Below are 25,371 nucleotides of genomic sequence, written 5' to 3' on the forward strand. Positions count from 1 at the left end.
ACATTGCCGCCGTTCTGGCTAGAGAATGTGCAGCAACCGAAGGTGCTTGGTTTTTGTGCATGCCTGATGTGACCAAATTGGCTTCGCCGCTGGATGTGGGTGGCGTGAGAATCCGCAATCGCGTATTTCTCGCGCCCATGTCGGGCATCACCGACGAACCGTTCCGGCAACGCGCCCATGCGCATGGCGCCGGGCTGGTCGTATCGGAAATGGTGGCGAGCGGCGAGCTTGCAAAGGGCAGGGCTGGTTCCGGCCTGCGCATCCGTCATTCCGGGCTGCCTGTCCACATGGTCCAGCTTGCCGGCCGTGAGGCGGCGCACATGGCCGAGGGCGCGCGAATCGCAGCCGGCGAAGGCGCCGACATCATCGACATCAACATGGGCTGTCCGGCCAAGAAGGTGACGGGCGGCTATGCCGGTTCGGCACTTATGCGAGACCTCGACCACGCGCTGTCGCTGATCGAAGCGGTAGTCGGCGCGGTCGACGTGCCGGTCACGGTCAAAATGCGGCTCGGCTGGGACGAAGGCGCGCTCAACGCGCCGATGCTGGCGCGACGCGCCGAGCAGGCCGGGGTGATGATGGTGACGGTGCATGGCCGCACACGTTGCCAGTTCTATCAGGGCACGGCCGACTGGCGTGCCATCGCACGCGTCAAGCAGGCCGTCTCGATCCCTGTGGTTGCCAATGGCGATGTCGGCTCGCCGGCGGAGGCAGCGTCGATCCTTGACCAATCCGGCGCCGACGCGGTGATGGTCGGCCGCGCGCACTATGGCGCGCCTTGGACGGCCGGCAGCATTGTAGCGGCCGCGCTGGCCGAGCCGGTAGCCGGCATGCCGGAAAGCCCGCAAGCGCTGACCGATTACGTCATTGCCCATTACGAAGACATGCTGACGCTCTATGGCGTGGAAAGCGGATTGCGCCAGGCGCGCAAGCATCTCGGCTGGTATCTCGACCGCCACGCCGCCACAAGCGACGACCGGCGCAAGGCCATACTCACGTCTTTCGAGCCTGGGCGCGTCATTTCCTTGCTGCGCGACGTATTTTCAAGCGCTCCCGAAGCAGCGAACCTGCGGAGTGCGGCATGAACGCCACCGTCACACAGAGCACGGATATGGCGGACGCCGCGCATATTGTGCTCAACACCATTCGTCGGCCGGTGATCATGGTCGATCCGCAAGGCTTCATCACCTTCGCCAATGCCGATGCCGAGGATTTTTTCCGTTCGAGCGCCACGATGCTCGCCCGCAACACGCTGCACAAGCTCATTCCTTTCGGCAGCCCGCTGCTGACGCTTGTCGACCAGGTGCGCGAGCGCCGGGCGCCAGTCAACGAATACCGGGTGGACGTGTCGTCGCCGCGGCTCGGCATCGAGAAGGTGGTCGATCTCTACGTCGCGCCTGTGACGGAATTTCCAGGCTCCGTCGTGGTAATGTTCCAGGAACGCTCAATGGCCGACAAGATCGACCGGCAGATGACGCATCGCGGTGCGGCGCGCTCGGTCACCGGCCTTGCCGCGATGCTTGCCCATGAGATCAAGAACCCGCTGTCCGGCATTCGTGGTGCCGCGCAGCTGCTTGAACTGTCGGCGTCCGACGAGGATCGCGCACTGACCAGGCTGATCACCGACGAGACCGATCGCATTGTCTCGCTGGTCGACCGCATGGAGGTGTTTTCGGACGAGCGGCCGATCGACCGCTACCCCGTCAACATCCATGTCGTGCTCGACCATGTCAAGGCAATCGCCAAGAACGGTTTTGCCAAGCGGATCAAGATATTGGAGGATTATGATCCATCATTGCCTCCGGTTTTTGCCAATCGCGACCAGCTCATCCAGGTCTTCCTCAATCTGGTAAAAAATGCCGCCGAGGCGATCGGCAGCGATCCACAGGGCGAGATCATGCTGTCGACCGCCTTCCGCCCGGGCATTCGCGTTTCTGTGCCCGGAACGCAGGACCGCGTGTCGCTGCCATTGGAATTCTGCGTGCGTGACAACGGTTCGGGTGTCTCCGAAGATATCCTGCCGATCCTGTTCGATCCCTTCATCACCACCAAGCCGAACGGCTCCGGTCTCGGTCTGGCGCTGGTCGCAAAGATTGTCGGCGAGCATGGCGGCATCATTGAATGCGAATCGACGCCGCGCGGCACCACTTTCCGCATCCTGATGCCGGCGTGGAAAGAAACCCAGTTTGGCACCGACGACGACGGTGAAGGAGACCGCAAATGACCGTTCGCGGCAATATTCTCGTCGCCGACGACGATGCGGCCATCCGCACAGTCCTCAATCAGGCGCTTTCGCGCGTCGGTCACGACGTGCGCGTCACCTCCAATGCCTCGACGCTGTGGCGCTGGGTGGCGGCGGGCGAGGGCGATCTGGTCATCACCGACGTTGTCATGCCCGACGAGAACGCCTTCGACATGCTGCCGCGCATCAAGAAGGCGCGACCGGAACTGCCGGTCATCGTCATGAGTGCGCAGAACACGTTCATGACCGCGATCCGGGCCTCCGAAACCGGAGCCTATGAATATCTGCCGAAACCGTTCGACCTGACCGAGCTGCTCAACATCGTCAACCGCGCGCTTTCCGAACCGCGGCGGCCGAAGATCGATACGCGTGCCGACGAGCCGCCTGAAACGATGCCGCTGGTCGGCCGCTCGGCGGCCATGCAGGACATCTACCGCATGCTGGCGCGCATGATGCAGACCGACCTGACGGTGATGATCTCGGGCGAATCGGGTACCGGCAAGGAACTGGTGGCGCGCGCGCTGCATGAATATGGCCGCCGCCGAGGCGGTCCCTTCGTTGCCATCAACATGGCGGCGATCCCACGCGACCTGATCGAATCGGAACTATTCGGGCACGAGAAGGGCGCCTTTACCGGCGCACAGAACCGCTCCACTGGCCGTTTCGAGCAGGCCGAAGGCGGCACGCTGTTCCTCGACGAGATCGGCGACATGCCGATGGAAGCGCAGACGCGGCTGCTGCGTGTGCTGCAGCAGGGCGAATACACCACGGTCGGCGGCCGCACGCCGATCAAGACCGACGTGCGCATCGTCGCTGCCACCAACAAGGACCTGCGCACGCTGATCAATCAGGGGCTTTTCCGCGAGGACCTGTTCTACCGCTTGAACGTTGTGCCGCTCAGGCTGCCGGCGCTGCGCGAGCGATCGGAGGACATTCCGGACCTCGTCCGGCACTTCTTCAAGCTCGGCGCCAGTGAAGGCCTGCAGACCAAGCGCATTTCCACCGGCGGCATCGAGCTGATGAAGCGCTACCCATGGCCGGGTAATGTGCGCGAACTCGAAAATCTCATCCGCAGGCTGGCCGCACTGTATTCGCAGGACGAGATCTCCGCGGAGATCATCGAGGCGGAGTTGAAGACCGGCGAAAGGCCTGTCGTTCCAGGTGGCGGCAACCTCATTCCCGACGACCTTTCCATCGGCCAGGCGGTGGAGCATTTCCTGCAACGCTATTTTGCCTCGTTTGCCGGCGACTTGCCCCCGGCCGGGCTCTATCAGCGAATCCTCTCCGAGGTCGAATATCCGCTGGTCCTCGCCTCGATGACCGCAACGCGCGGTAACCAGATCAAGGCTGCGGAATTGCTGGGCCTCAACCGAAACACGCTGCGCAAGAAGATTCGCGAACTCGGCGTCAACGTCTACAAGTCGTCCAGGCAGGTCTAGACGAATCCCTTTAAGAGCGCTTTCCAGGGGATCGATTGCCGAAAGATTTCCGTCTCGGCCACACTTGTTGCATAATCGCCACAATGCGTTGCATACATCCGACGCAATCACTGGCTCTAGACGGCGACATGGCCCTGCACGCACCGACACTGAGCAAATCGCTTTTCAGCAATACCGGCGCGCGAGACGGTCGCCGGCTGCTTGCGCTGCCGGGCGTGATCGCCGTTGCCGGTGCGCTGGTGACGGCGGCGATCTCCTTCGCCATTCTGGTCGGCGCGACGCCGATCACGCCCGACGCGAGGACGACGCTGGCGCTGATTGCGCTTAATGCGGCGTTCGTCCTGTTTCTGATCTTGCTGGTCGGCCGCGAGGTGCATCGCATCCTGATGGCACGCCGGCACGGCAAGGCTGCGTCGCGCCTGCATGTCCGCATAGTCGCGATGTTTGCGCTGGTCGCCGCCATCCCCGCGATCATGGTGGCGATCATCGCGTCGATCACGCTCGACATCGGCCTCGACCGCTGGTTCGAGATCCGCACCAAGACGATCGTCAATTCGTCGTTGTCGATCGCCGACGCCTATGTGCAGGAAAACGCGCGAAATCTTCAGGGCACGACGTTGTCGATGGCTTACGACCTCGACGCTTCGCGCACGCTCTACGGTCTCGATCGCACCGGGTTCCTCGATCTCATGAACAAGGAGGCGGTGGGACGCTCGCTGGCGCACGCAGCACTCATCAAGCCCGATGGTTCCTTCGTTATGAGCGCCAAGACCGACGCGGACTTTGCCATGCCGGAGCCGCCTGAGGGCGCCGTGGCAAGCGCTGCCGACGGCAAGCCGGTGCTGATAGAGCCGCGCACCCGCAACATCATGGGTGCGATCGTCAAGCTGCGCGAGATCGACGGGCTCTATCTCTACACCATCCGCCTCGTCGATCCCGAGGTGATCAAGGCACGGCAGATCGTCAAATCCAACACCGCCGAATATCGCGGTCTCGAAGACAATCGCCGCACCTCGCAAGTGGCTTTCGCGCTTCCCTATCTGTCGCTGACGCTGATCATCATCCTGTCTGCCATCTGGACCGGCATTGCGGTGGCCGACCGCCTGGTGCGGCCGATTCGTCAGCTCATCGGCGCGGCCGATGAGGTCGCCACCGGCAATCTCGACGTAGCCGTGCCTGTCCGCCCCTCCGACGGTGACGTCGCCTCGCTCGGCGACACCTTCAACAAGATGCTGATGGAGCTGAAATCGCAGCGCAACGAGATCCTGTCGGCCAAGGATTTGATCGACGAGCGGCGGCGCTTTTCGGAGGCGGTGCTTGCCGGCGTCACCGCCGGGGTCATCGGCGTCGATCCATATGGCATCGTCACCATCGTCAACCGTTCGGCGGAAACGATGCTGGCCATATCCGCCACGGCAGCGCTTGGGCAGAACCTTTCGGCCGTGCTGCCGCATGTCGGCCGCGTCTTCGAGATCGGCCGCAAGTCGGGCAAGCCGGTCTATCGCGAACAGGTCACCTTCTATCGTGCCGGCACTGAACGGACCTTCAACGTACAGATCACGATCGAAGCCGGCGACGACGGTTCGGAGGATAAATCCTACGTCGTTACAGTCGATGACATTACCGATCTGGTCCAGGCACAGCGTTCCTCCGCATGGGCCGACGTGGCGCGACGCATCGCCCACGAGATCAAGAATCCACTGACGCCGATCCAGCTTTCGGCCGAGCGTATCAAGCGGCGTTACGGCAAAGTCATCACCGAGGACCGTGAGGTTTTCGATCAATGCACCGACACCATCATCCGGCAAGTGGAGGACATCGGCCGCATGGTCGACGAGTTCTCGGCGTTCGCCCGCATGCCGAAACCGGAAATGAAGGCCATCGATCTGCGCGATTCGTTGCGCGAAGCCTCGTTCCTGGTCGAAGTGAGCCGGGCCGACATCACCTTCGAGCGCGTCTTCGGCAATGAGCCGCTCAAAGGCACGTTCGACAGCCGGCTGATGGCGCAGGCTTTCGGCAACGTCATCAAGAATGCTGCCGAAGCCATCGACGGACTTGATGCAGAGGATCGTCCGCACGGCATAATCCGGATTCAAGCCGGGCGTCAGAATGGCGCGATTCGAATCGACGTCATCGACAACGGCAGGGGCTTGCCGCGCGAGAACCGGCAGCGCTTGCTCGAGCCTTACATGACGACACGCGAGAAAGGCACCGGGCTTGGCCTCGCTATCGTCAAGAAGATCGTGGAGGACCATGGCGGGCGACTCGAATTGCACGATGCACCAGCGGACTTCCACGATGGGCGGGGTGCAATGATCAGCATCATCCTGCCGGTTGCCGCCACCGTTCCGGTACGCGGCGAGGGCAAGACGGAACACGAAAAAGAAACTGAAAAGGTCGGTAATGGCGTCTGATATTCTCATCGTCGATGACGAGGAAGACATCCGCGAACTCGTCGCCGGCATCCTGAGCGACGAAGGTCACGAAACACGCACGGCGTTTGATGCCGACAGCGCGCTGGCGGCGGTCGCCGACCGGGCACCCAGGCTGATCTTCCTCGACATCTGGCTGCAGGGCTCGCGGCTCGATGGCCTGGCCTTGCTGGACGAGATCAAGACGATGCACCCGAACCTGCCGGTGGTAATGATCTCGGGCCACGGCAACATCGAAACGGCAGTCTCGGCCATCCGCCGCGGCGCCTATGATTTCATCGAAAAGCCATTCAAGGCCGACAGGCTGATCCTCATTGCCGAACGGGCGCTCGAAACCTCCAAATTGAGACGCGAGGTTTCGGATCTCAAGCTGCGCAGCGGCGAGACTTTCGACCTCATCGGCATGTCGTCGGCAATGAGCCAATTGCGCCAGACCATCGAGCGCGTCGCGCCGACCAACAGCCGCGTCATGATTATCGGCCCCTCCGGCTCGGGCAAGGAACTGGCGGCGCGCGCCATCCACGCACTGTCGGCGCGCAAGAGTGCACCGTTTGTGACGCTGAGCGCCGCCAACATCACGCCTGAGCGTATGGAGATCGAGTTGTTCGGCACCGAATCGAACGGCGTCGAACGCAAGGTCGGCGCGCTGGAGGAAGCCCATCGCGGCATTCTCTACATCGATGAAGTGGCCGACATGCCGCGTGAGACGCAAAACAAGATCCTGCGCGTGCTGGTCGAACAGCAGTTCGAGCGGGTAGGGGGCACCAAGCGGGTCAAGGTCGACGTGCGCATCGTCTCGTCGACCTCGCAGAACCTGGAAGCCATGATCGCCGACGGCCGTTTCCGTGAGGACCTTTATCATCGCCTGGCCGTGGTTCCGGTCATGGTGCCGGGACTGGCCGAGCGTCGCGAGGACATTCCTTATCTGGTCGACAATTTCATGAAGCAGATCGCTCGCCAGGCCGGCATCAAGCCGCGCCGCATCGGCGACGACGCGCTGGCGGTGCTGCAGGCGCATAACTGGCCGGGCAACGTTCGCCAGTTGCGCAACAATGTCGAGCGGCTGATGATCCTGGCGCGCGGCGACGATGTCGATGCGCCGATCACCGCCGATCTCCTGCCTGCCGAGATCGGCGACGTCATGCCGCGCACTCCAAACAAATCCGATCAGCACATAATGGCGCTGCCGCTGCGGGAAGCGCGCGAACAATTCGAGAAGGACTATCTGATCGCCCAGATCAACCGTTTTGGCGGCAATATCTCGAAGACGGCAGAGTTTATCGGCATGGAACGCTCTGCATTGCACCGCAAGCTGAAGTCGCTGGGCGTCTGACAGCCAAACCAGTCGTGGCCCACGCAATTATCGGTTACGGCGGTCTTGGAATCGCATAAGAAGGCTGGACTTCTCTCAGGGATTAGCCATGCCGCGCATTGCGTATGTGAACGGGCGCTACGTCGCTCACGCCGAAGCTTCCGTGCATATCGAGGACCGTGGTTATCAATTCGCCGACGGCGTCTACGAGGTCTGCGAGGTGGCACGAGGCTTCATCGTCGACATGCCGCGCCATCTCGCCCGATTGAACCGCTCGCTCACCGAACTCTCGATCGATTGGCCGGTCACGCGCAGCGTGCTGCCGCTCGTCATGCGCGAGGTGGTGCGCCGCAACCGTGTCGTTGACGGCCTGGTCTATGTCCAGGTGACACGCGGTGTCGCCAGCCGCGAGTTTTTCTTCCCGCCAGCGGGCACGAAGCCGTCGCTGGTGGTGACCGCCAGAAAAGCCGATCCTGCAGCTGCCGCGAAGCGGGCCGAGAGCGGGATCCGGATCATCACGGTGCCGGAGAACCGGTGGGATCGGGTCGATATCAAGTCGGTCGGCCTGTTGCCGAACGTGCTGGCCAAGCAGAAAGCCAAGGAAGCCGGCGCTCAGGAGGCCTGGTTCGTCGATGTCGACGGCACCGTCAAGGAAGGTGGATCGTCGAACGCCTGGATCATCACCGGGGACGGCGTGCTGGTGACGCGGCCGGCCGAGCACGGCATCCTGCGCGGCATCACCCGTACGACGCTGTTCGACGTGGCCGCCAAGCTCGGCCTGAAGATCGAGGAGCGCGGTTTTTCGGTGGCCGAAGCCAAGGCCGCGCGGGAGGTTTTCATCAGCTCCGCGACCACGATTGCCATGCCGGTGGTGGCGATCGATGGCGCTCCCGTCGCCAACGGCCACCCGGGCTCGATAACAGTTTCATTACGGCAGGCCTTTTTTGACGTTGCGGAAAAAAGTCCAGCCTGATAACCGCACAGATGGAATGAACATCAATATATCTCGTTCTGCTTGTCGTTACTGACGGCAAGATGGTGTTTGCGTGCTTGACATGTGCCGGCTAATTTGGCGCATTGGCCTGCAAACCGAAGGGGATCGGCGAAAGACAAGAACAATGGCGGAACGATCGCAAAATCTTCAGGACCTGTTCCTGAATTCAGTTCGCAAGAGCAAAAATCCACTCACCATCTTTCTCATCAACGGCGTGAAGCTGACCGGCGTGGTCACTTCGTTCGACAATTTCTGCGTTCTGCTGCGTCGCGACGGCCATTCCCAGCTTGTCTACAAGCACGCTATTTCCACGATCATGCCGAGCCAGCCGGTTCAGATGTTCGATGGTGAGGAAAGCCAGGGCGCCTGATTGGCACGTGAGAAAGACGCGGACCGCCGCGTTCGCGGAAAACCAGCACATCAGACCGGGACAGAGGCCAACGGCCCGACCCGGGCGGTGGTAATCGTGCCGGTGCTTACCCGGCAGCCGCGTGGCGACGACGACACCAACCGCCCCCGCCTGACCCGTTCCGCCGAGGCTCGTCGCGACGAGGCCGTCGGCCTCGCCAGCGCCATCGACCTCGACCTGGTCCACACGGCGGTGGTGACCGTCAACGATCCACGCCCGGCGACCTTGCTCGGCAGCGGCAAGGTGGCGGAGTTCGCTGAGATCGTCAAAGAGGGCCACGCGGAAGTGGTCATTGTCGATCATCCGCTGACCCCGGTACAGCAGCGCAACCTCGAAAAAGAGTTGAACGCCAAGGTGCTCGACCGCACCGGGCTGATCCTGGAGATTTTCGGCGAGCGCGCCCGCACCAAGGAAGGCACGCTGCAGGTCGATCTTGCCCATCTCAACTACCAGAAAGGCCGCCTTGTGCGGAGCTGGACCCACCTCGAGCGCCAGCGTGGCGGCGCCGGCTTTCTCGGCGGCCCTGGCGAGACCCAGATCGAGTCGGATCGGCGTGTGCTGCAGGACAAGATCACCAAGCTGAAGCACGAGCTCGAAACTGTGCGCCGCACCCGCGACCTGCACCGCGCCAAGCGCAAGAAGGTGCCATTTCCGGTAGTGGCGATCGTCGGCTACACCAATGCCGGCAAGTCGACTCTGTTCAACCGGCTGACCGGAGCAGGGGTGCTGGCCGAAGACATGCTGTTTGCCACGCTCGACCCGACGCTGCGCCGCGTGCGTCTGCCGCACGGCACGCCGATCATCCTTTCCGATACGGTCGGCTTCATTTCCGACCTGCCAACGCATCTGGTCGCGGCCTTCAGGGCGACGCTGGAGGAAGTGGTCGAGGCAGACCTCGTCATTCATCTGCGCGACATCTCCGATCCCGATACGGCCGCGCAGGCCGAAGATGTCGAGCGCATCCTTGCCGATCTCGGCGTCGATGCCCGCGATAGCAAGCGCGTCATCGAAGTATGGAACAAGATCGACCGGCTCGACGAGGGCAACCGGGCGCGGCTGCTTGCCGATGGTGCTGACGGCAAGAAGGCACCGCCGATCGCCATATCGGCGGTAACCGGCGAGGGCATCGATGCGCTGAAGGCGATCATCGAGACGATGATGTCGGGCGAACTGGAGACCTTCACCGTCACACTCAAGCCCGACCAACTCGGCGTCGTCGACTGGCTTTACCGCAACGGCGACATCATCTCGCGCGACGACAATGAGGATGGCAGCGTAACCGTCGCGCTCAAGGCTACACACAGCGCTCGGCAGGAGATCGAAAGCCGATTGCGCCGTCAAAACAACGGGTAGAGGCGTTTACTTCGCGCTTTTTGCCTGCTGCCAGAGCGCTTCCATCTCGTCCAGCGTCGCCTCTTCGAGGCTGTTTCCCGACGCTTGCAGCGTCCGCTCGACATAGTGGAAGCGCGACCGGAATTTTTCGTTGGTGCCGCTGAGTGCCGCTTCGGAATCAATTTTGAGGTGCCGGCCGAGATTGACGACCGCAAACAGCATGTCGCCGAACTCGTCCTTGATCGGCGCAGTGTCGCCCTTGGCCAGCGCCTCGCGTAGTTCGCCGATCTCCTCCTCGATCTTGTCGAGGATCGGCGCCGCCTCGCTCCAGTCGAAGCCGACGCGGGCGGCCTTTTCCTGCAGCTTGAGCGCCCGGGTCAGCGCGGGCAGGGCGACCGGCACGCTGTCGAGAAAGCCCTTGCCATGGTCTTCCGGGTCGAGCCCACGGGCGAGGCGCGCACTGCGCTTCTCCGCCTTTTCCTCTGCCTTGATCTTTTCCCACATGCCCTTGGCCATGCCGGCGCTGCGCGCCTTGTTGTCGCCGAAGACATGGGGGTGGCGGCGGATCATTTTTGTGGTGATGGCCTGGACCACATCGCCGAATGAAAATTCGCCGGCCTCCTCGGCCATTTGCGCGTGGTAGACCACTTGCAGCAGGAGATCGCCGAGTTCATCCCGCAGATCGTCGAGGTCGCCGCGCGCAATGGCGTCCGCCACTTCGTAGGCTTCCTCGATCGTGTATGGCGCGATTGTCGAAAAGTCCTGCTCGATATCCCACGGGCAACCGGTTTCCGGCGCCCGCAGCGCTGCCATGATCTCGATCAGCCGGGAAATGTCTTTCGAGGGTTTCATCTGCGAAACGCTATCCTGTACACGGCTATGCGGCCAACGGCTTCAGCCGGTGAGGGCCCTTGTCCACAGACGGGCCGCCAGACCATGATACGAAAGTGGAAGCCGGTTTCCGGAAGATCCTAGTTAGCAAAAGCATCAGTCGAGCCCGGAGACGATCGCCTTGGCGAGCGCATCCATGCCGTCCTCGGGCAGGCCGGCAACGTTGATGCGGCTGTCGCCGACCATGTAGATGCCATGCTCGGCGCGCAGCCGCTCGACTTGCGCTTCCGACAGGCCAAGCCGGGAAAACATGCCGCGATGGCTGGCGACGAAATCGAAACGGTCGGAGTTGGACTGCCGGCGCAACGCCTCGGCGAACTGGACGCGCAGCCGCAGCATGCGCAGCCGCATCTCTTCAAGCTCTGCCTCCCAATCGGAACGCAATGCGGGGTCTTCAAGCACGATGCGCACCGCCGCCGCGCCGTGGTCCGGCGGCATCGAATACATGGCACGTGCCGCCGACAGCATCTGGCCCATCGCCAAATCCGCCTGCGCGCCGTCTTTCGCCATGATCAGCGCTGCACCGACTCGGTCGCGATAGACGGCAAAGTTCTTCGAGCAGCTGGAGGCAACGACCATTTCCGGAACTTTTGCCGCCAGAAGACGCAAGCCGGCGGCATCCGCATCAAGCCCGTCGCCAAAGCCCTGATAGGCGATGTCGACAAAGGGCAGCAGGCCGCGCTCAACGACAAGATCGGCAATGGCAGCCCATTGCGAGATGTCTAGATTGGCGCCCGTCGGATTATGGCAACAGCCATGCAACAATACGACGTCGCCAGGATTCGCGGTTCTCAATGCATTCAGCATGTCGTCGAAGCGAACCGCACCAGAAGCAGCGTCGAAATAGGGATATTCGCGTGTCTGCAGGCCGGCGGCGCGCATCACCGGCATGTGGTTCGGCCAGGTCGGATCCGACAGCCAGACCATCGCGTCGGTGCGGGTGCTTTTCAGCAGCTCTGCTATCAGCCGCAGCGCGCCGGAGCCGCCTGGCGCCTGCGCCGCACGAATTCGCGTCATGTCGGCGGCTGGGCCGAACACCAGCCTGGCCATCGCCGCGTTGAAGGCGGTATCGCCGGCAAGGCCGAGATAGGTCTTGGTATCCTGGCCCTGCAGAAGCCGCTTTTCGGCTTCGCGCACCGCGCGCATCACCGGCGTCTTGCCGTCGCGATCCTTATAGACGCCGACCCCAAGATCGACCTTGTCGGGACGCGGATCGGCGCGATAGAGGCCGATCAAGGCCAGGATCTTGTCGGCAGGCGCGGGCTGGAGATTTTCGAACATCGATAAGGTTCCGTTGGCGGCGGAGTGATACGCAAACCGGCCGTGCTTTGCCAGCAGTTTCATATGCGCCAACTCGGCGTCGGTTTGCCTCGAGGGCGGCCGATACTATCTGCCGGGCGAGGGCAGGCGCGATATCTCCCAGAGAGAGCGCGGCGAGCCGCGTAAGAAAAATTCGGGGAGAGCGGGATTAACATCCCGACCTGCTCCGTAAACAGGACATGAAACGGCCGATGCCACGCTTCGATATTCTGCGACAGCTAGGTTCGCTGCACCGCTATGCACTCTCGCTGACACGCGACAGCGCCGATGCAGAGGATCTGGTGCATGATGCGCTGGTACGTGCCTATGAGCGACGCGGCAGCTTCCGCTCCGGCGGAAATCTTCGCGTATGGCTGCTGTCGATCGTCCATAATGCATTCATCGACGGTCTGCGGTCCCGCAAATCCGAAGCAATGCGCATCGAACAGGCCGGCTATCTCGCCGAGGCGAATGTCCAGGCTCCGCAGGAACATTCGGTCCGTCTGGCGCAGGTGCGCGAAGCGTTTTTCGAATTGCCGGAGGAGCAGCGTTCGGCGTTGCATCTCGTCGCCATCGAGGGGCTTAGCTACAGCCAGGCCGCTGAGGTGAGTGGCGTGCCGCTTGGCACGCTGATGTCGCGCATCGGCAGGGCGCGTGCGGCCCTGCGCGAGATGGAGGACGCGGTGCCGGCACGCGCGAAAGGCCATCTGAAGATCGTCGGAGGTGGATCATGAACCAACTGCGCGATCCCGTCACCGACACTGATCTCGACGCCTATGTCGACGATCAGCTGGACGTGGCTCGTCGCATCGAGGTCGAGGCGTTCCTTTCGGCCCGCCCGGACGCGGCCGCGCGGGTGATGTCCGACTTACGGATGCGTGACGAATTGCGCGTGGCGCTTGCCGGATCGAAAGGCATGGCGCGGCCCGCGACGGCCGATGCTGCACGGCGGCTGGAGCGGGGATTGGCGCGCGGCCGCGTCCTTGGTGCTTTGCAGCGAGCTGCGGCAGTCGCTGTCTTCGTCGCTGCCGGCTGGCTTGCGAACGGGCTCATCGGACCGATATCGGTGACGGAAGTCGTCGCTTCGACCCATCCGCCGGCCTATGTGGAGGACGCGGTCCGGGCGCACCGCACGACGCTCGTGCGTGAGGCGATGTCGTCGCAACCCGAAGCACCCGGCTACAATGCCGACGAAATCCGCGCCGCGACGGCGATCGTGATGCCATCGCTGCCAGCGGACTGGACGGTCCGTGACGTGCAGATCTATCCATCGCAATTCGGACCGAGCGTCGAGATGGCTGTCGAGACGAAAGAGATGGGGCTGGTCTCGTTGTTCGCGATCAGGCCCGGAACATTCGACGTCGTAAAGCCGACCGTCGTTCCCTCGGGCGAAGTTTCCTCGGCTTATTTCCAGATCGGCGAGGTCGCCTACGCGGTCGTCGGACGCAGCGATGTCGGCGGTCTCGATCGCACGGCCGAAGCCCTCGCCAAAACGCTTTACTGATCGACCTGCAAGAAGGAGAACCACATGAACAATCTCGGATATATCGGGGCCGGAGCCCGAGCCGGAGCCGTCTACGATGAAGGCCTGCGCCGGCACATGCTGCGCGTCTATAACTATATGGGCCTTGGCCTCGTCGTTACGGGCGTGATCGCGTTCGTGGTGGCTTCCACGCCCGCTCTTTACGTGCCGATCTTCTCCACACCGCTGAAATGGGTGGTGATGCTGGCCCCGCTGGCCTTTGTGCTCTTGTTCTCGTTTCGGATGCAGGCGATGTCGGCAGGCGGCGCCCAGGCGATGTTCTGGGCATTCTGCGCGGTCATGGGCCTGTCGCTGGCTTCCGTGTTCCTGGTCTTTACCGGCACCAGCATCGCACGCACCTTCTTCATCGCCGCCACCATGTTCGGCGCGACCAGCCTTTACGGGTACACGACCAAACGCGACCTGACGCAGTTTTCGTCGTTCCTGATCATGGGCCTGATAGGCGTGGTGATCGCCAGCATCGTCAATATCTTCCTGGGCTCGACCGCGCTCCAATTCGCGATCTCTGTGATCGGCATCGCCGTCTTCATCGGCCTCACCGCCTGGGATACCCAGACGATCAAGGAGCAGTACGCGGAAAACTTCGGCGCGGAATCACAGCAGAAACTCGCTGTCTTCGGTGCATTCTCGCTCTATCTGAACTTCATCAACATCTTCCAACTGCTGTTGAACTTCACCGGCGAGCGCGAATAGCCGGCGTTGAACCAAGACCGGAGTTGGACATCATGGACAGAAATGATCAGCAAGCGATCGGACAGCTCTTCGAGAAGTTGGCAAGCGCCGAGCGCCAGGCGCCGCCGCGCGATGCCGAAGCAGAGCGCTTCATCCAGGACCAGATCACCCAGCAGCCTGGGGCGCCATATTACATGGCCCAGACGATCGTGGTGCAGGAGCAGGCCCTGAACGCAGCTCAGGCGCGCATAGAAGAACTGGAGGAGCAGGCGCGGCAGCCGGCCGGCGGTGGACCGCTCAGCGGCTTCTTCGGCCGCAGCGACGGCAGGCGCTTAGGCTCGGTTCCGCGGGTAGGGCGCACCGCCTCCGTTGCAACTGAAGGGCCGCAGGACACGCCACAGCGGGCAGGCGGCGGTTTTCTTGCCGGCGCCGCGCAGACCGCGATGGGCGTGGCGGGCGGCGTGCTGCTCGGCAACGCGATCGCCGGCGTGTTTGGCGGCAGCGAAGCGAAGGCAGCTGAACAGCCGTCGCCGCAGCCGGACGAAGCCGATCAGGCAGGCGATTCCAGCTCCGATAATGGCGGTGACTTCGGTGATATGGAGTTCTGACGAGCGACCCAGTCTGCTTGTGCTGGCGCTGGTGACGATTGCGGGTCAGCATAGGCGAGGTGGCGAGGGCAACATCCGGGAAGCGAGCCCTCGCCGGCGGCTAATAGCCCAGGCGCTCAGTTCAGCCTTGACCGCCGCGATCGTCTTGAAGCGGAAGCGCTTCGTTGTGCCGTCGCGCCAATGGCAGTCGCATGTGGCATCGAACTTCCGGCTCGCTTTCAATTGAGTCAGCGCCTTCTGGCCTGGCTTGGGGCCATCGAAGATGCGAACCTCGTAGAGCGTCCCTTCGACATCGTAGTGCATCTGAGCCCAGGAAAGTATCACGATCAGTTCCTTTGCCGGGTCGTGGTCGGCGTTGGCGAGGCCGAGCGCGATGTCCGGTGTGTCGCCCTCTTGTTCACCGAGCGTGACCTGGATTGCGCGATATCTGTTGTCAGCTAGCCGTTGCAGCGCGACGAGCGGGCGTTCCGGATATTCCTCGGCGGTCTGGTAATCGACGAAGAGTGTCTGGAGGCCGTTCCAGCTCACGGCTGTGGTGTGCGGATCAGCATTGTCGGCGAACCCAACAACACGTTTGGCGAAAGCCAGGTCATTCTCGCCTGGCGTACGATCAAGGTCCTGCGCTCGCGCGCCAGTTAGCGCGCAGGCCAGGGTGAGGGCAAGACTTGCAAGCAGCGGAAGCGTCTTCATGATTCGCAACCCTAGCATGCCCGTTGCCCCACAGCGCTGTTGCGAATGTCTAAGAGCGACCGGCCTGATCTCGCCGCCAACGGATGCTATAGGCGTAGTCGCATAAGATAGATTATGGAACTGGCATGGCCGATTGGATGTGACGTGAAGCTAGCACCTCGCGAGATCCAACTCGGGAACCCAGGCCGTAAAATCTTGGTCTTTCACGCTGATTCGTAAGGGATTTCGATCGTCATGCCGTCATAACCAGGCTCGACGTTGGCCGGCGTCTCGGCCATTACCGTAGCGTAGTCGAGTGGCACATGCATATGGGTCAGCACCGCGTTCTTCGGCGCCAGTCTTTCGATCCAGCTAAGCGCCTGGCCAAGCGACAGATGGCTCGGATGGACGGTGTATTGCAGCGCGTCGATGACCAGCATGTCCAGCCCGCGCAAACGCTTGGCGGTCGCCTCCGGAAAGTCGCTGACGTCAGGGCAATAGGCCAGCCCGCCGATGCGGAAACCCAGCGAGGTGATGTCGCCATGGAGCTGCAGCAGCGGTTCGAGGGTGAGGGCGCCGCCCTCGCCTGCGATTACCACCGGCCTGTGGTGGTCGATGATATGGGCGTTGACGATCGGCGGATACGAACTGCCTTTCGGTGTTTCGAAACAGTAGCGGAACGCCTCGCGTAGGCGCAGCATGGTAGCCTGATCCGCATGGATGTCGATCCGGTGGCGCTGCTCGAGCACGAAGCCGCGCAAATCGTCGATGCCGTGGATATGGTCGGCATGCGGATGTGTATAGACCACCGCATCGATACGCTTGACCGATGCCAGCAGCATCTGCTCGCGGAAATCCGGGCCGGTGTCGATGACGACCGTGGTCCGGGCGCCACTCGCCGCGATCCGCTCGACGAGCGCTGCGGTGCGCGTGCGCCGGTTCCGGGGGTTCGCGGGATCGCAATTGCCCCAGTCGCCGGAGATGCGTGGCGTGCCCGGCGATGAGCCGCAGCCGAGGACGGTAAGACGTAACCGGTCGCTCATGCGTCAGGCGCCCGGCGCGCTCGGGCGCGGCATTTTCCTGAACAGCCGGAAGAAGTTATCCGTGGTGATGTCAGCGATCTCGGCCTCGCTGACGCCGATCGTCTCGGCCAGCACCTTGGCTGTATGCGCGACATAGGCGGGCTCATTGCGCTTGCCGCGAAACGGGATCGGCGCCAGGTATGGCGCGTCGGTTTCGACCAGCAGACGGTCGCGCGGCACATCGGCGGCGACGGCGCGCAGCTCGGCGGAGTTCTTGAAGGTCAGGATGCCGGAAAACGAGACGTAGCCGCCGAGCGCCACGCCGATTTCGGCCAGCCGACGCCCCGACGAAAAACAGTGCAGGATGAAGGGGAAGGCGCCCTTCCCTGTCTCTTCTTCGAGGATATCAGCCATGTCATCGTCGGCGTCGCGCGAATGGATGACCAGCGGCAGACCGGTCACGCGCGCCGCGGCGATGTGGGTGCGAAAGCCCCGCGCCTGTGCGTCGCGCGGCGCATGGTCGTAGAAATAGTCGAGCCCGGCCTCGCCGATCGCCACCACTTTGCGATGAGCAGAGAGCCGCACCAGATCATCGACAGTGACGTCAAGCTCTTCGGCCGCATTATGCGGATGGGTGCCGACCGAGCAATAGACCTCATCGAAAGTCTCTGCAATCTCAAGCACTTGGTTAAATCGCTTCACCCTCGTCGAGATCGTCACCATTCGGCCGATGCCGGCCGCTAGGGCGCGGGCGACGATGGCCGCCCGCTCTTCGGCGAAATCCGGAAAGTCGAGATGGCAGTGACTGTCGACCAGCATCAGGCGTTCGCTTCCTGCTTTTCGTAACGCGGAAAGACCGCCTCCGGCGCGGGCAATGCCGTGCCGGGCACCAGCGCATAGTCGGCGTGGACATGCGCAAAGTCACGGTTGTCTGCCGGCACCGCCAGCAGGTCGAGCAGCTTAGCAGCCGACCCCGGAACAAAGGGCTGGCAGAGCAGCGTCACGCGCCGGACGACTTCGATCGTCGTCCACAGAACTGTCTTCATACGCTCTGGATCGCTTTTGCTTAGCGCCCAGGGTTGCTGAGAGGCGAAATAGCGGTCAGCTTCGGCCACCACTCCGAAGATCGCCGCCAGCGCCAAATGGATGCCCTGATCCGCCATCGCCTTTCGCGCGACGGCGAGTGCCCCCACCGCTTGGTCGAGGATGGCGCTGTCGGCTTCGGTCAGTTCGCCGCGCTTTGGCACCGCGCCGCTGCAGTTCTTGGCGACCATCTTCAGCGAGCGCTGCGCCAGATTGCCGAGGCCATTGGCAAGGTCGGCATTGGTGCGGTTGACGATCGCATCATGGCTGTAGCTGCCGTCCTGGCCGAACGGCACTTCGCGCATGAAGAAATAGCGCACTTGGTCGAGGCCGTAGTGCTCGATCATCGCGAACGGGTCGACGACATTGCCGACCGACTTCGACATCTTCTCGCCACGGTTGAACAGAAAACCATGCGCAAACACGCGCTTCGGCAATTCGATGCCGGCCGACATCAGGAATGCCGGCCAGTAGACCGCGTGGAAGCGGATGATATCCTTGCCGATGACGTGGACGTTCGCCGGCCAGAAAGACCATCTCTCATTGGTCGGATCCGGATAACCGGCGGCGGTGATGTAATTGGTTAGGGCATCGACCCAGACATACATCACATGCTTCTCATCGCCGGGCACCGGCACGCCCCATTTGAATGTGGTGCGCGAGATCGACAGATCCTTCAGGCCGGATTTGACAAAGCTGATGATTTCATTGCGCCGCTCCGCCGGTCCGACGAACTCGGGGCTGTTCTCATAGAGCGCGAGCAGTCTGTCCTGATAGGCGGAAAGGCGGAAGAAATAGCTCTCTTCCTCGGTCCATTCGACAGGCGAGCCGAGCGGTTCGCGGCGCACGCCGTCGTCACCGACCTTGGTTTCGGCCTCGTCGAAATAGGCTTCCTGCCGCACCGAATACCAGCCACTGTAGCGGTCGAGGTAGATGTCGCCATTCTCAGCCATGCGCGTCCAGATCGCCTGGCAGGCCTTGTAATGACGCTCTTCGGTGGTGCGGATGAAAACGTCGTTCGAGCAACCGGTCGCTTCGAGCATCGAGCGGAAGATCGCCGAGTTGCGATCGGCAAGCGCTTTCGGCGTCAGGCCTTCGGCGTCCGCCGTCTGCTGCATCTTCAAACCGTGCTCGTCGGTTCCCGAGACGAAGAAGACGTCCTTGCCATCGAGCCGCTGGAAGCGGGCCAGCGTGTCGCTGGCGATGACATTGTAGGCATGGCCGATATGCGGCTTGCCGTTCGGATAGAAAATCGGCGTCGTGACGTAGTATTTTTCGCGTGCCATGGATGAGCCGTCATGAATGTCTGAATGAAAGATGTCGCGGTGAGATATCGCATCGAAACGGCAATTGCCATCCGACGCCAATGTGGTGGCTTCGAAGTTCCTGCGATTGATTGGGAATCAATACTCAGGGGCTTCAAAAGCCACGCCAGCGGCCGTCACATTCGCATTGCAGAATTCAGGCGGTCGATCATGGTCAGGGCGTGCTGCTTTTTGTCGAGGTTGTAGGTCTCGGTTTCAGATATAGCGTTCAAAGCCGCGTGCCAAGTATCCGACAGCGTTTTGGCCCGCGCGAGATCGCCGGCGAGCGCGGCCTGGCTGGCGCCGGCCGACAGCAGATCAAGCGCACGGCGATTGAATATCTCGAACGGGATTGCCTGGTCGCGGCCGGCGACCGCCTCGGCAAGACGGTAGGCGCCAGCGACATCTATCTTCTTGGACATCACCAGGGCGTCGAGGGTGGCGGCGATTTCGAGCCCTCCATACTGCGTCAACAGGATCGCATTGCGCGCGCTGCCTCCTGCCCGCTCCGCCAGCGCCGCGCGCGCGCCAGGATCCTCCGGTGGCGGCGGCTCGATGCCTTCCAGAACCGTCATCAAGCTCTCGGCATCGAGCGGCGCCAACCGCACCATCTGGCAGCGCGACCGGATCGTCGGCAGCAGACTGCCCGGCGCATGGACGATGAGGATGAACAAGGTGCGCGCGGGTGGCTCTTCAAGATTCTTCAGCAAGGCATTGGCAGCATTGGTGTTCATGTCGTCGGCGGGATCGACGATAACCACGCGGTAGCTGCCGTCGTGCGAGGTCAGCGACAGAAAATGGCTGACCTTGCGGATTTCGTCGACCGTGACCACTGTCTTGAAGCTCTTGGTCTTGTCGTTCGCCGGGCGTGTAAGATGCAGCACCGAAGGATGCGCGCCGGTGGCGATCTGTCGAAACAGCGACGAAGCCGGATCTGGAACGGCAAGGCTTTCCGGCGCCTGCTCGAAGGCCGGGTGCTTCAACAGATGATGCGCCAGGTGAAAGGCCAGCGTCGCCTTGCCGATGCCAACCGGTCCGGCAAAGATCAGTGCGTGCGGCAGCTTTCCCGAGCGGTAAGCGGTGGCGAGCATGTTGGCCGCCTGCAGGTGACCGACAAGACGCGGCGTCTCGGATGGCTCGGGCACCCCGTCCAGCGTGTCGTGCTGTTCGGGCGCGATGCGTTCGAAAATCATGCTGGCGCCGCCTGCCTTCTTTGCGCCGGCATCATCCTCTCGAGAGCCGCGAAGACCGCGGCGGTAACGACATCCTCCACGGCATCTAGGTCGGCTGAGGCATCGACGACAACGCAGCGTTCGGGTTCAGCTGAGGCGATCGCGAGAAACGCCTCGCGCCGGCGTTGGTGGATGGCCAATGTTTCTTTCTCGAAGCGGTCCGGTCCGTCACTGCTGCCCCGCCGGGCGGTAGCGCGCCTCAGGCCCTCGGCGGGGTCGATGTCGAAGATCAGTGTCATGTCCGGCACCATGCCGTTGATGGCGACCTTCTCCAATGCGTCCATGAATGCCGGGTCGAGGCCGCCGGTGACGCCCTGGTAGACGCGCGAGGAATCCGTGAAACGATCGCAAAGTACGACCGAACCGCGCTCGACTGCCGGCCGGATGACCTGTTCGACATGGTCGGAACGCGCAGCGGCGAAAAGCAGAGCTTCCATCTTGGGGCCGAACGGCTCGGCTGCGCCTGAAAGCAGGACATGCCTGACCGCCTCCGCGCCCGGCGAGCCACCCGGCTCACGTGTCACCAGCACATCGTATTTTTTGGCGCGCATCTTCTTTGCCAGCCGCTCGATCTGCGTCGACTTGCCTGCTCCTTCGCCGCCTTCAAAAGTGATGAAAAATCCGCGCGCCAAAGCCTTTGTCCATACTTCGGAGACCGTATAGTGCCGGCGGGAAAAAAGGTCCACCGCGACGGTGCTAACGCAGCCAGCCGACGGCCAGTTCCTTGGCGGCGTCGAGCGCGCGCTGCGGCAGCGAACCGACACCGATCGACTCGGCGGCAAACAGCGGCGTCTCCTGGCTCAGCGTATCGCCGATCCAGACGCGCAGCGTACCCACCGGCTGCCCCTCCTCCACCGGCGCTGCCACCGGTCCGTCATAGACGATCCTGGCGGTGAGCTTGTCGCGGTTGGTGATCGGCAGGAAGATCTGCACCGGTCCTTTTGCCTTTAACGCGACACCGGACTTGGCACCGCCAAAGACCTGGGCTTCGCCAACCACTTCGTCCTTGGCGAATACCTCAGTCTTCTCGAAGGAGCGAACGCCCCAGTCGAGCAGCTTTCGCGCTTCCTCAGCCCGCTCACGGTCGTTTGCCAGACCGCTCATCGCCGCGATCACCCTTGTGCCGTTGTGGCTGACCGAGCCGACAATGCCGAACCCGGATTGCTCGCTGGCACCGACCGCGAGCCCGTCGGCGCCTATGTCCATGGCCAGTAGCGGATTGCGGTTCCTCTGGGAAATCTTGTTCCAGGTAAAATCCTTCTGGCCGTAATAGCGGTAGAGATCCGGGTAGTTGCGCCAGATATGCAGCGCCAGAAGCGCGAGTTCGCGAACGCTCGTTTGCTGCCCATCGGCCGGCAGACCGGTGGAATTGACGAAAGTCGATTTCTGCAAGCCGATCTGGCGGGCACGCCCGGTCATCTGCGCCGCGAAGTTTGCTTCGGACCCGGCCATCCCTTCAGCGATGACGATACAGCCGTCATTGGCCGCCTGCACGGTCACGCCCTGGATCAGGTCTTCCAGCCGGATCGTCGACTTGAGCTTGGCGAACATGGTCGATGTCCCCGAAGGAGCGCCGCCTTTGCGCCAGGCGTTCTCGCTCACCACGAAGGTGTCATCGAGCGTCATGCGCCCTGATTTGATGGCGTCGAAAGCCACTTCCATCGTCATCAGCTTGGCCAGCGAGGCCGGCGGGATCAACCTGTCGGCGTCCTTGGAAAACAGCACGGTTCCGGTTTCGGCATCGATCATGAAGGCCTGGGCGGCCTTGGTCTCGAAAAGCTGAGCTGAGGCCTGCGCAAGCGAGAGCAGCAGCAGGCCGAGCGCCACAAGCCCGGTGAAAGGGTGAAAAGATTTCATCAGGTTCGACCAATGAGCCGGCGCTTTTTGCAAGTTGGCAGAAGCTATCAGGCTTTTGCCTGGCGGATCAATCGCGCGCGAAAAAACCAGGCAGCCCCAAGCTCAGTTGCGTACAGCAAGCGCATCCGGCGCACCATGCGACCACGCTGCCTGCAGCATCTCGTCCAGGCTGCCACGGCCGTCGGCATGGAGATTGACCGAGTACCAGTCCTTGCCTTCAAGTTCTGAGCGCTGGATTTCGGTCTTGCCGAACCTGGAAAGCTGGGCCGCCACACGCTCCGCTTCGGCGGCATTCTCGAATGAACCCGCCGCGACATAGGCGGTGGGCGACCCGGCTGGAGGGGCTTGCCGCTTCCACGGTTGAAGAAGCTCGGCGGACGACATGCCGGTGCGATCCAGTCCGGCAAACGCGTTAGAGGCGCGCTGCACGCGCTCGTCGGCGTAAGACAGCGACGCCATGGTGAACGGCGATTGCGCCGGCAGGTTGATCTCCGGACGCTCCGGCACGATCGGGCCGAAATCGGGCAGTACAATGTCTCCCGAAGCAGATGCTTGCACCGCCATGACAGGCCGTGCATCGGATCCCTGCCCGGAATTCGTCAGCTGACCGGGGAACGGCAAGGCAGCAGCGCTCACCGGCAGGCTTGGCGACGGCCCATTCATCGCGACCATGACGCCGCTGGGCAGACCGTCCGACGGATCCGGCGCCCTGTTGCCTGGACGATACGAAGCCATAAGATACTGCCCGTCATTGCCTTCGAGCGGCGCACGGCCGACATATTCAACCTTCACCTCGGCCGTACCGACATTGGCATAATCGAGCATTTCAGCAGCGCGCTTCGACACATCGATGATGCGTCCATCGTGATAGGGCCCGCGGTCGTTGACGCGCACGATCACCGAGCTGCCGGTCTTCATGTTGGTGACCCGCGCATAGCTCGGCAGCGGCATGGTCGGATGCGCCGCCGTCAGATCTGCCATGTCGTAGACTTCGCCGTTGGCGGTCAACCGGCCGTGGAAAGCCTCACCGTACCAGGATGCGAGGCCAACCTTGGCGTAACGTTTGTCTTCCTTCGGATAATACCACTTGCCGCGCACCTGATAGGGCTTGCCGAGCTGGTCGCGTCCGCGAGACGTCTTGAACATGACGCGCGGGCTGGCTTTCACGCCGTATTCGGCTTCGGAAAAATATTCCTTGGAGCGAGGTTTCTTGTTGACCATCGCCTTTTGCTGCGGCCCGGCACATGCTGCAAGAAAGGCTGCCGACAAGGCCAACAGCGCGAAAGCGGAAGCGCGACGAAGACGCGGGCGCGCCGTGGTCTGCATATTTTGATTGTCCCCTATAGCATCGACGAAGGCACCGCAGCATGAACGTCAGCGATGCCAAAGCACCCACTCCAGAAACGCCGGCGACGCCCTACCCCAATCCTTTTTGTGCGCAGGAATTGTTTATCACCGTATTAACCGATTGTGGTCGGAACCGGGCGAGATTGTGGCATGGACCGCCTCGCTGATCGGCATGAAAATCATCGCTTATCGATCAGAAACGCTCGTTGGTGGCGCACTTTGCCCCTGGCTTGGCGTATCTGCGAGCGCAGATTCAGGGACCGAAGATCACAAGTTCGGTGAACGTCAGATCTCCAGGTGCGGGTGGTCTGGGACCTTTGAAGTATTTCAGCCCCTTGTTGGGGCGGTACCATCCCACCAAGCCTGGAATCGGCTCCTTGGCGTCGACAAAGCAAACCAGGATTCCGCTTCGCAAGAGAAAGCGCCCCATCGCGCCGGCGCAGCGGCTCAAATCCGCAAGCGAGCGGCAATAGATGACTTGGTGGCATCGGATAACACCGTGCAACATTCGGCGCGGCATCAACACCAGGGGGAACGCTGCTCCGTCGCAAATGCAGATCAACGACAGGCAGCCCAGCGCGGCGTGTTCCGACAGTATGTATCTCTCACTCTCGGGCAGCATCGCCAATTCCGGGAGATCGGGACGCACTTCGACCACGCGACATGACCGCTGCGCCGAACTTAAAGCCGGCAAGAAGGTAAATTGTCCGCTGGAGAAGAGCCGAAAGCCGAGCGCCCGGTTGGCTTTCAATGTCGCTTGTGCAGGCGAAATGTTCGTGTAGGTCACGTCCTTCCGCTTGAGAACCGCCGCAACCAACATGGCGCCATAGGGACGGAAATCTGCATCGACTGACCAGCTTGAAAGATTGCAGCGAATTTCCTCGCTCTCCGACCCGTGATAGCGAGCATAAAGGGTGAGCACGACGCCGACGATCCGACCGGCATGCTCCAAAGCGAAGCCATATTGTGGGAACTCGGCAACCACAGGCCGCTGCGACAAGCGGGTCAGAGCGTGTATCCAGTAACTCCGATTACGCGCCGGAAAGCCCCTGCACAGGCAATCAACCACTCCCTCCCAGTCGGTTTCGCGGACTGGTCTACAGCGAAGACCGGGCGGGAGAGCGCCAAGTACGGCCAAAATCAACTCCAGAATACGATTTACTTACACGTGCCTAATGCGCTCCACATATCAGCGCTCAACGATTAATAGTCCGTGCGGGTTTTAAAAACGATTTTCCACACTCAGCACAAACACAGCTCGCCATGACGCTGCTCACCGCCCTGGATCGCGCCGAAAGGTGCGGCCGCCACGGTTGACTTGGCGCTGAATGCGGCTTTACAGGAATGGAGCGCGAACCGGTCGGGGAACGTCCTGGTGCCTATCCGGTACCGACAGCTCGAACCCGCTCCTCTCGCGATATCCTAAGTGATTGAAAAATCACCTTGGAGGGATGGCCGAGCGGTTTAAGGCACCGGTCTTGAAAACCGGCGTGGGTGCAAGCCCACCGTGGGTTCGAATCCCACTCCCTCCGCCATATCCGTCTTTGTCCAACCCGGAGACATGGGTAACAGATTGTACTTAAGACATGGGTGACAACTTCGTGCCGAACGGGTTGTCGATGGTCTGCAAGGTCCTCTGTTCCAAGTCGATATAACCGAGATCGTAATGCATGAAGCTGACGAG

23 protein-coding genes and 1 tRNA gene are annotated in these 25,371 nt (G+C 62.1%); 13 read left to right on the forward strand and 11 right to left on the reverse strand.

The features are described from left to right. Positions 1-59 precede the first annotated feature (59 nt). The 8 genes from dusB to hflX all read left to right on the forward strand — a co-directional run bounded on the left by dusB (position 60) and on the right by hflX (position 10,181). Complete coding sequence (gene dusB, locus NKH67_RS26425; protein ID WP_352502928.1) at positions 60-1,085, forward strand: tRNA dihydrouridine synthase DusB; 1,026 nt, start codon at positions 60-62, stop codon at positions 1,083-1,085. Continuing rightward, positions 1,082-2,224, forward strand: a complete 1,143-nt coding sequence (locus tag NKH67_RS26430) for a two-component system sensor histidine kinase NtrB (RefSeq protein WP_023675075.1) — start codon at positions 1,082-1,084, stop codon at positions 2,222-2,224. The genes dusB and NKH67_RS26430 overlap by 4 nt, the downstream gene beginning before the upstream one ends. Further along, entirely contained in the window at positions 2,221-3,681 is a 1,461-nt protein-coding gene (ntrC, locus tag NKH67_RS26435) for a nitrogen regulation protein NR(I) (RefSeq protein WP_023675074.1), read from the forward strand. Before NKH67_RS26430 ends, ntrC begins: the two co-directional genes overlap by 4 nt. A gap of 128 nt (positions 3,682-3,809) precedes the next feature. Further along, positions 3,810-6,095 carry a sensor histidine kinase NtrY-like gene (locus NKH67_RS26440; RefSeq protein WP_352502927.1) on the forward strand — a complete coding sequence of 762 codons (2,286 nt, stop codon included), beginning with the start codon at positions 3,810-3,812 and terminating at the stop codon, positions 6,093-6,095. After that, positions 6,085-7,446 (forward strand): nitrogen assimilation response regulator NtrX, encoded by a 1,362-nt coding sequence (ntrX, locus tag NKH67_RS26445; RefSeq protein ID WP_352471845.1) that lies wholly within the window; start codon positions 6,085-6,087, stop codon positions 7,444-7,446. Before NKH67_RS26440 ends, ntrX begins: the two co-directional genes overlap by 11 nt. A gap of 88 nt (positions 7,447-7,534) precedes the next feature. Then, a complete protein-coding gene (locus NKH67_RS26450; protein WP_352502926.1) occupies positions 7,535-8,398 on the forward strand; it encodes a D-amino-acid transaminase in 864 nt (287 codons plus the stop codon). 145 nt (positions 8,399-8,543) lie between these two features. Beyond that, positions 8,544-8,789, forward strand: coding sequence for an RNA chaperone Hfq (gene hfq, locus NKH67_RS26455; RefSeq protein ID WP_006202172.1), 246 nt, complete (start codon positions 8,544-8,546; stop codon positions 8,787-8,789). Continuing rightward, a complete protein-coding gene (hflX, locus tag NKH67_RS26460; protein ID WP_352502925.1) occupies positions 8,790-10,181 on the forward strand; it encodes a GTPase HflX in 1,392 nt (463 codons plus the stop codon). 6 nt (positions 10,182-10,187) lie between these two features. Here hflX and mazG read toward each other — a convergent pair whose 3' ends face one another. Both mazG and NKH67_RS26470 read right to left on the reverse strand, forming a co-directional pair. Beyond that, positions 10,188-11,012 carry a nucleoside triphosphate pyrophosphohydrolase gene (gene mazG / locus NKH67_RS26465; protein ID WP_352502924.1) on the reverse strand — a complete coding sequence of 275 codons (825 nt, stop codon included), beginning with the start codon at positions 11,010-11,012 and terminating at the stop codon, positions 10,188-10,190. 135 nt (positions 11,013-11,147) lie between these two features. Beyond that, entirely contained in the window at positions 11,148-12,332 is a 1,185-nt protein-coding gene (locus NKH67_RS26470) for an amino acid aminotransferase (RefSeq protein WP_352502923.1), read from the reverse strand. 218 nt (positions 12,333-12,550) lie between these two features. Between NKH67_RS26470 and NKH67_RS26475 the strand changes: the two genes are divergently transcribed. Genes NKH67_RS26475 through NKH67_RS26490 form a run of 4 tightly spaced genes read left to right on the forward strand, consistent with a single transcriptional unit; the run spans position 12,551 to position 15,173 of the window. Beyond that, entirely contained in the window at positions 12,551-13,084 is a 534-nt protein-coding gene (locus NKH67_RS26475) for a sigma-70 family RNA polymerase sigma factor (RefSeq protein WP_502893807.1), read from the forward strand. Further along, positions 13,081-13,854: an anti-sigma factor family protein gene (locus tag NKH67_RS26480; protein ID WP_352471852.1), complete on the forward strand. Its 774-nt coding sequence runs from the start codon at positions 13,081-13,083 to the stop codon at positions 13,852-13,854. Before NKH67_RS26475 ends, NKH67_RS26480 begins: the two co-directional genes overlap by 4 nt. Positions 13,855-13,878: 24 nt before the next feature. After that, positions 13,879-14,586: a Bax inhibitor-1/YccA family protein gene (locus NKH67_RS26485; RefSeq protein WP_023675065.1), complete on the forward strand. Its 708-nt coding sequence runs from the start codon at positions 13,879-13,881 to the stop codon at positions 14,584-14,586. 32 nt (positions 14,587-14,618) lie between these two features. After that, positions 14,619-15,173 carry a DUF2076 domain-containing protein gene (locus NKH67_RS26490; protein ID WP_352502921.1) on the forward strand — a complete coding sequence of 185 codons (555 nt, stop codon included), beginning with the start codon at positions 14,619-14,621 and terminating at the stop codon, positions 15,171-15,173. 45 nt (positions 15,174-15,218) lie between these two features. Here NKH67_RS26490 and NKH67_RS26495 read toward each other — a convergent pair whose 3' ends face one another. The 9 genes from NKH67_RS26495 to NKH67_RS26535 all read right to left on the reverse strand — a co-directional run bounded on the left by NKH67_RS26495 (position 15,219) and on the right by NKH67_RS26535 (position 24,672). Further along, a complete protein-coding gene (locus NKH67_RS26495) occupies positions 15,219-15,863 on the reverse strand; it encodes a hypothetical protein (protein ID WP_352502920.1) in 645 nt (214 codons plus the stop codon). Positions 15,864-16,066: 203 nt separating this feature from the next. Further along, the gene (locus tag NKH67_RS26500; protein ID WP_352471857.1) at positions 16,067-16,885 is read right to left on the reverse strand and encodes an MBL fold metallo-hydrolase; all 819 of its coding nucleotides are present in this window, start codon (positions 16,883-16,885) and stop codon (positions 16,067-16,069) included. A 3-nt stretch (positions 16,886-16,888) separates the two neighbouring features. Continuing rightward, positions 16,889-17,683: a TatD family hydrolase gene (locus tag NKH67_RS26505; RefSeq protein WP_352471858.1), complete on the reverse strand. Its 795-nt coding sequence runs from the start codon at positions 17,681-17,683 to the stop codon at positions 16,889-16,891. Beyond that, positions 17,683-19,266 carry a methionine--tRNA ligase gene (gene metG / locus NKH67_RS26510; protein WP_352471934.1) on the reverse strand — a complete coding sequence of 528 codons (1,584 nt, stop codon included), beginning with the start codon at positions 19,264-19,266 and terminating at the stop codon, positions 17,683-17,685. Before metG ends, NKH67_RS26505 begins: the two co-directional genes overlap by 1 nt. A 122-nt stretch (positions 19,267-19,388) precedes the next feature. Next, complete coding sequence (locus NKH67_RS26515; RefSeq protein WP_352471859.1) at positions 19,389-20,444, reverse strand: DNA polymerase III subunit delta'; 1,056 nt, start codon at positions 20,442-20,444, stop codon at positions 19,389-19,391. Further along, a complete protein-coding gene (tmk, locus tag NKH67_RS26520; protein ID WP_352471860.1) occupies positions 20,441-21,115 on the reverse strand; it encodes a dTMP kinase in 675 nt (224 codons plus the stop codon). Before tmk ends, NKH67_RS26515 begins: the two co-directional genes overlap by 4 nt. A 64-nt stretch (positions 21,116-21,179) precedes the next feature. After that, positions 21,180-22,340 carry a D-alanyl-D-alanine carboxypeptidase family protein gene (locus NKH67_RS26525; protein ID WP_352471861.1) on the reverse strand — a complete coding sequence of 387 codons (1,161 nt, stop codon included), beginning with the start codon at positions 22,338-22,340 and terminating at the stop codon, positions 21,180-21,182. 102 nt (positions 22,341-22,442) lie between these two features. Next, a complete protein-coding gene (locus tag NKH67_RS26530; protein ID WP_352502919.1) occupies positions 22,443-23,666 on the reverse strand; it encodes a septal ring lytic transglycosylase RlpA family protein in 1,224 nt (407 codons plus the stop codon). A 274-nt stretch (positions 23,667-23,940) separates the two neighbouring features. Further along, a complete protein-coding gene (locus tag NKH67_RS26535) occupies positions 23,941-24,672 on the reverse strand; it encodes a hypothetical protein (protein ID WP_352471863.1) in 732 nt (243 codons plus the stop codon). 460 nt (positions 24,673-25,132) lie between these two features. On the opposite strand from NKH67_RS26535, the gene NKH67_RS26540 reads away from it, so the two are divergent. Next, positions 25,133-25,222, forward strand: a tRNA-Ser gene (locus NKH67_RS26540). Positions 25,223-25,371 lie beyond the last annotated feature (149 nt).

This window comes from Mesorhizobium sp. M0968, assembly GCF_040319065.1.
Classification (GTDB): domain Bacteria; phylum Pseudomonadota; class Alphaproteobacteria; order Rhizobiales; family Rhizobiaceae; genus Mesorhizobium.

Coding starts and splice junctions, on each gene's coding strand:
- NKH67_RS26475 (WP_502893807.1), top strand. CDS start 12,551: ATGAAACGGCCGATGCCACGCTTCGATATTCTGCGACAGCTAGGTTCG.
- NKH67_RS26440 (WP_352502927.1), top strand. CDS start 3,810: ATGGCCCTGCACGCACCGACACTGAGCAAATCGCTTTTCAGCAATACC.
- NKH67_RS26480 (WP_352471852.1), top strand. CDS start 13,081: ATGAACCAACTGCGCGATCCCGTCACCGACACTGATCTCGACGCCTAT.
- NKH67_RS26490 (WP_352502921.1), top strand. CDS start 14,619: ATGGACAGAAATGATCAGCAAGCGATCGGACAGCTCTTCGAGAAGTTG.
- NKH67_RS26515 (WP_352471859.1), bottom strand. CDS start 20,444: ATGATTTTCGAACGCATCGCGCCCGAACAGCACGACACGCTGGACGGG.
- dusB (WP_352502928.1), top strand. CDS start 60: ATGCCTGATGTGACCAAATTGGCTTCGCCGCTGGATGTGGGTGGCGTG.
- NKH67_RS26470 (WP_352502923.1), bottom strand. CDS start 12,332: ATGTTCGAAAATCTCCAGCCCGCGCCTGCCGACAAGATCCTGGCCTTG.
- NKH67_RS26525 (WP_352471861.1), bottom strand. CDS start 22,340: ATGAAATCTTTTCACCCTTTCACCGGGCTTGTGGCGCTCGGCCTGCTG.
- NKH67_RS26530 (WP_352502919.1), bottom strand. CDS start 23,666: ATGCAGACCACGGCGCGCCCGCGTCTTCGTCGCGCTTCCGCTTTCGCG.
- NKH67_RS26505 (WP_352471858.1), bottom strand. CDS start 17,683: ATGCTGGTCGACAGTCACTGCCATCTCGACTTTCCGGATTTCGCCGAA.
- ntrC (WP_023675074.1), top strand. CDS start 2,221: ATGACCGTTCGCGGCAATATTCTCGTCGCCGACGACGATGCGGCCATC.
- ntrX (WP_352471845.1), top strand. CDS start 6,085: ATGGCGTCTGATATTCTCATCGTCGATGACGAGGAAGACATCCGCGAA.
- NKH67_RS26430 (WP_023675075.1), top strand. CDS start 1,082: ATGAACGCCACCGTCACACAGAGCACGGATATGGCGGACGCCGCGCAT.
- NKH67_RS26500 (WP_352471857.1), bottom strand. CDS start 16,885: ATGAGCGACCGGTTACGTCTTACCGTCCTCGGCTGCGGCTCATCGCCG.
- NKH67_RS26495 (WP_352502920.1), bottom strand. CDS start 15,863: ATGAAGACGCTTCCGCTGCTTGCAAGTCTTGCCCTCACCCTGGCCTGC.
- mazG (WP_352502924.1), bottom strand. CDS start 11,012: ATGAAACCCTCGAAAGACATTTCCCGGCTGATCGAGATCATGGCAGCG.
- NKH67_RS26450 (WP_352502926.1), top strand. CDS start 7,535: ATGCCGCGCATTGCGTATGTGAACGGGCGCTACGTCGCTCACGCCGAA.
- NKH67_RS26485 (WP_023675065.1), top strand. CDS start 13,879: ATGAACAATCTCGGATATATCGGGGCCGGAGCCCGAGCCGGAGCCGTC.
- hfq (WP_006202172.1), top strand. CDS start 8,544: ATGGCGGAACGATCGCAAAATCTTCAGGACCTGTTCCTGAATTCAGTT.